Source organism: Mycobacterium sp., from assembly GCF_049281135.1.
Classification (GTDB): Bacteria; Actinomycetota; Actinomycetes; order Mycobacteriales; family Mycobacteriaceae; genus Mycobacterium.
Genome location: NZ_JBAPRN010000058.1, coordinates 1 through 3,928 on the forward strand (window position 1 = coordinate 1; position 3,928 = coordinate 3,928).

Sequence of the window (3,928 nt, forward strand, 5' to 3'; positions counted from 1 at the left end):
GGGCGGGGTGCTGCGTGGCTCCGGTGGTGGCGACGGCGGGCTGTTCGCCGGCATCACCGCCCGCTACCTGGCGCTGGTCGCCACCACGCTGCCCGGCGACTCGGCCGACGATGTCAACGCCCGCGAAAGCGCCCGCGAAATCGTGCTGACGTCAGCACAGGCGGCCTGGGACAACCGTCAGACGGTGGAGGGGCTGCCGCTGTTCGGGCCGTTCTGGGATCGCCCCGCCGAGTTGCCGATGGCCGGCGGGCAGCAGGCACAATTCGTCGGAGGAGCGGTCACCGGTTCGGAGATCCCCGAGCGTGACCTCTCGGTGCAGCTGTCCGGTTGGATGCTGATGGAGGCCGCACACGCCGTGACCGTCGACGAAGGGACCAGCAATGAGTAAAGTCCACCCCGATGCCGATTCGGCGTTGCGTGACCTGTTGAAGGACGGGATCACCATCGCCGCAGGTGGTTTCGGATTGTGTGGCATCCCGGAGAACCTGATCCAGACTCTGGTGAACAGTGGCGTCAAAGACCTCACCATTGTCGGAAACAACGCCGGTGTCGACGATTTCGGCATGGGGTTACTGCTCAAGGGGCGTCAGGTGACGAAGGTGATCGCCTCGTACGTCGGCGAGAACAAGGAGTTCGAGCGCCAGGTGCTGGCCGGCGAGCTTGACCTCGTGCTGACGCCGCAGGGCACGCTCGCGGAGAAGCTGCGTGCCGGCGGCGCCGGCATTCCCGGGTTCTACACCCGCACCGGCTTCGGCACCAGCCTCGCCGAGGGCAAAGACACCCGGGTCTTCGATGGCACGGAATACGTTCTGGAAGAAGGCATTCGGGCCGACGTCTCAATTGTCAAGGCTTGGAAGGGGGATAAATCAGGCAACCTCGTCTACCGCAAGACGGCGCGCAATTTCAACCCGATGATCGCCGCCTGCGGCACGGTCACCATCGCCGAGGTGGAGGAACTGGTCGAGGTCGGCGAACTGGATCCTGACCTGGTTCACACGCCCGGCATCTACGTGGACCGCATCATCGAGGGCGCCAATTACGAGAAGCGCATCGAGTTCCGCACCACCAGCGGCGGCGCCGCGCAGAAGAACGACAGCCCGATCCGCCAGCGGATGGCTCAGCGCGCCGCAAAGGAATTGCGCGACGGCTACTACGTGAATCTCGGTATCGGTATCCCGACGCTGGTGGCCAACTGCATTCCCGACAACATCAGTGTCACGTTGCAGTCCGAGAACGGCCTGCTCGGCATCGGTGCTTATCCGGCCGAGGATGCCGTCGACCCCGATCTGGTCAACGCCGGCAAACAGACCGTCACCAGCCTGCCCGGGTCCAGCTTCTTCAGCAGCGCCGACTCGTTCGCGATGATCCGCGGCGGCCACATCGACCTGTCCATCCTGGGCGGCTTGGAGGTTGCCGAGAACGGCGACCTGGCCAACTGGTCGGTGCCCGGCAAGATGGTCAAGGGTCCCGGCGGCGCGATGGATTTGGTATCAGGCGTCAAAAGGGTGATCGTCACGATGGATCACACCGCCAAAGACGGCAGCCCGAAGATCCTCAAGCAGTGCTCGCTGCCCGTCACCGGCAAGAACGTTGTGAACATGATCATCACCGACCTGTGCGTGTTCGAGGTCGAGCCGGACCACGGCCTGACGCTGATCGAGTTGCATCCCGGGGTCACCGTCGCCGATGTGCGGGCGAAGACCGGTTGCGACTTCACGGTGGCCGTCTGAGGACGAGTCGTATGTTGGAAGCATGACTGCTTCCACACCATCGCGTTCGGCTCTGACTCGTCGGCGCGTGCTGCTCGGCGCCGGGCTCAGCGTGCTCGCCGGCGCCGGTGCATTGAGCGCCTTCAATGCGGCCGGCGCTCCGAGCGCTCCGCTCAAAACGTTCGAGGTCAACCACACCGACGAGGAGTGGCGGCACCTGCTGACCCCGCAGCAATATGACGTGCTTCGCACGGCGGGCACCGAGACTCCCTACAGCAGCCCACTCAACGACGAGCACCGCTCCGGAACCTTCGCGTGCGCAGGCTGCGGCCAGGCCCTGTTCTCGTCAACGACCAAGTTCGACAGCGGCACCGGCTGGCCAAGCTTCTGGAAAGCGATGGACAACGCCGTCCTCGAGCGGCAGGACAACAGCGAGGGAATGTCGCGTACCGAGGTGCTCTGCAACCGCTGTGGTGGGCACCTCGGCCATGTCTTCGACGATGGCCCCCAGCCGACGGGTCTGCGCTACTGCATGAACGGCGTGGCGATGACGTTCCGGCCGAGCTAGTCGGCGACGGTCAGCTGGTTCTCGTCGTCCTTGGCGGCGCGACGGCGCTTCAGATATGCCCGGCCAGTGGCGATGAACGCCGGCAGCATTGACACGAACAAGATGGCCAGAACGATCTTTTCCAGGTTCTGGTGAATGAACGGCACGTTGCCCAGGAAATAGCCCGCGACCGTGACGCCGCCGCCCCAGAGGACGCCGCCGACAATGTCGAATGCCAGGTACACCGGGTAGCGCATGTAGGACACCCCGGCGACCACCGGCGTGAAGGTCCGGACAAACGGCATGAACCGGGCCAGAATGATCGCCGCGGGCCCATATTTCTCGAAGAACGCGTGCGACTCGGTCACGTGATGCTGCTTGAAGAGTCGCGAGTCTTCCTTCTTGAACAGCGCGGGCCCGATCCGGCGGCCGATGAAGTATCCGGTCTGGTCACCGAGGATCGCGGTTAGGGCGACGGCCGGCGCCAGCACCCAGATGTCCAGTGTGCCGTGCGCGGCCAGCAGACCACCGGTGAACAGCAGCGACTCACCGGGTAGCAGGGGAAACAGCAGACCGGTTTCGACGAAGACGATGGCCAGGATCGTCGGCAGTACGGCCGATGCGAACAGTCCCTGAGGACCGATCCAGTACATCGGGTCGAGGATGTTGGGCAGGGCCACCACGGCGGTGCTCACGGTGTTCAAGATACCGGCGCCGCGGACCGGCGATTACCAGGCGCGGTCCGGGCTGGCCTGCGGACGTCCCGACCTTGTTGCGATACTGAGGGCGACTTTGGCCGCCTTGTCGGCGGCCGCGGGCTTGCGCCACACCTGCTCAGGAGGAGAACACATGCCCATCGCAACGCCAGACGTCTACGCCGAGATGCTGCAACGTGCCAAGAAGAACGAGTACGCCTTCCCGGCGATCAACTGCGTCGGCTCGGAATCCGTCAATGCCGCCATCAAAGGTTTCGCCGACGCCGGCAGCGACGGCATCATCCAATTCTCCACCGGCGGGGCTGAATTCGCTTCTGGCCTCGGCGTCAAAGACATGGTCACCGGCGCGGTGGCGCTGGCCGAGTTCGCCCACGTCATCGCAGCCAAATACCCGATCAACGTCGCCCTGCACACCGACCACTGTCCTAAGGACAAGCTGGACACCTACGTGCGCCCGCTGCTGGCCATCTCGGCCGAGCGGGTGGCCGCGGGCCAGAATCCGCTGTTTCAGTCGCACATGTGGGACGGCTCCGCGGTGCCGATCGACGAGAACCTGGAAATCGCGCAGGAGCTGTTGAAGCTGGCCGCCGCCGCCAAGATCGTCCTGGAGGTCGAGATCGGCGTTGTGGGCGGTGAAGAGGACGGCGTCGAGGCCGAGATCAACGACAAGCTCTACACCACCCCAGAAGACTTCGAGAAGACCATCGACGCGCTGGGGCACGGCGAGCACGGTCACTACTTGCTGGCCGCCACGTTCGGAAACGTGCACGGCGTCTACAAGCCCGGCAACGTCAAGCTGCGTCCCGACATCCTCGACCAGGGTCAGAAGGTGGCGGCGGCCAAGCTCGGGCTCGCTGCCGACGCCAAGCCGTTCGACTTCGTGTTTCACGGCGGGTCTGGCTCGCTGAAATCGGAGATCGAGGAGGCGCTGCGCTACGGCGTGGTCAAGATGAACG

Annotated in this window: 4 protein-coding genes and 1 pseudogene; 4 read left to right on the plus strand and 1 reads right to left on the minus strand. The window is 64.7% G+C overall.

The annotated features are described in order from the left end of the window. The 3 genes and pseudogenes from WAN02_RS02415 to msrB all read left to right on the plus strand — a co-directional run. Positions 1-388: pseudogene (locus WAN02_RS02415) on the plus strand (fructose-bisphosphate aldolase); the annotation flags it as partial. After that, positions 381-1,730, plus strand: coding sequence for a 3-oxoacid CoA-transferase (locus WAN02_RS02420; RefSeq protein WP_422262503.1), 1,350 nt, complete (start codon positions 381-383; stop codon positions 1,728-1,730). The pseudogene WAN02_RS02415 and the gene WAN02_RS02420, both read left to right, overlap by 8 nt. Before the next feature lie 22 nt (positions 1,731-1,752). After that, entirely contained in the window at positions 1,753-2,277 is a 525-nt protein-coding gene (msrB, locus tag WAN02_RS02425; protein WP_422262506.1) for a peptide-methionine (R)-S-oxide reductase MsrB, read from the plus strand. On the opposite strand, the gene WAN02_RS02430 is transcribed toward msrB, so the two are convergent. Next, a complete protein-coding gene (locus WAN02_RS02430) occupies positions 2,274-2,951 on the minus strand; it encodes a DedA family protein (protein ID WP_422262508.1) in 678 nt (225 codons plus the stop codon). The two genes, msrB and WAN02_RS02430, sit on opposite strands and share 4 nt — an antisense overlap. A 154-nt stretch (positions 2,952-3,105) precedes the next feature. Between WAN02_RS02430 and fbaA the strand changes: the two genes are divergently transcribed. After that, positions 3,106-3,928: class II fructose-bisphosphate aldolase (fbaA, locus tag WAN02_RS02435; protein WP_422262510.1), on the plus strand; the 823-nt coding region annotated here is incomplete at its 3' end.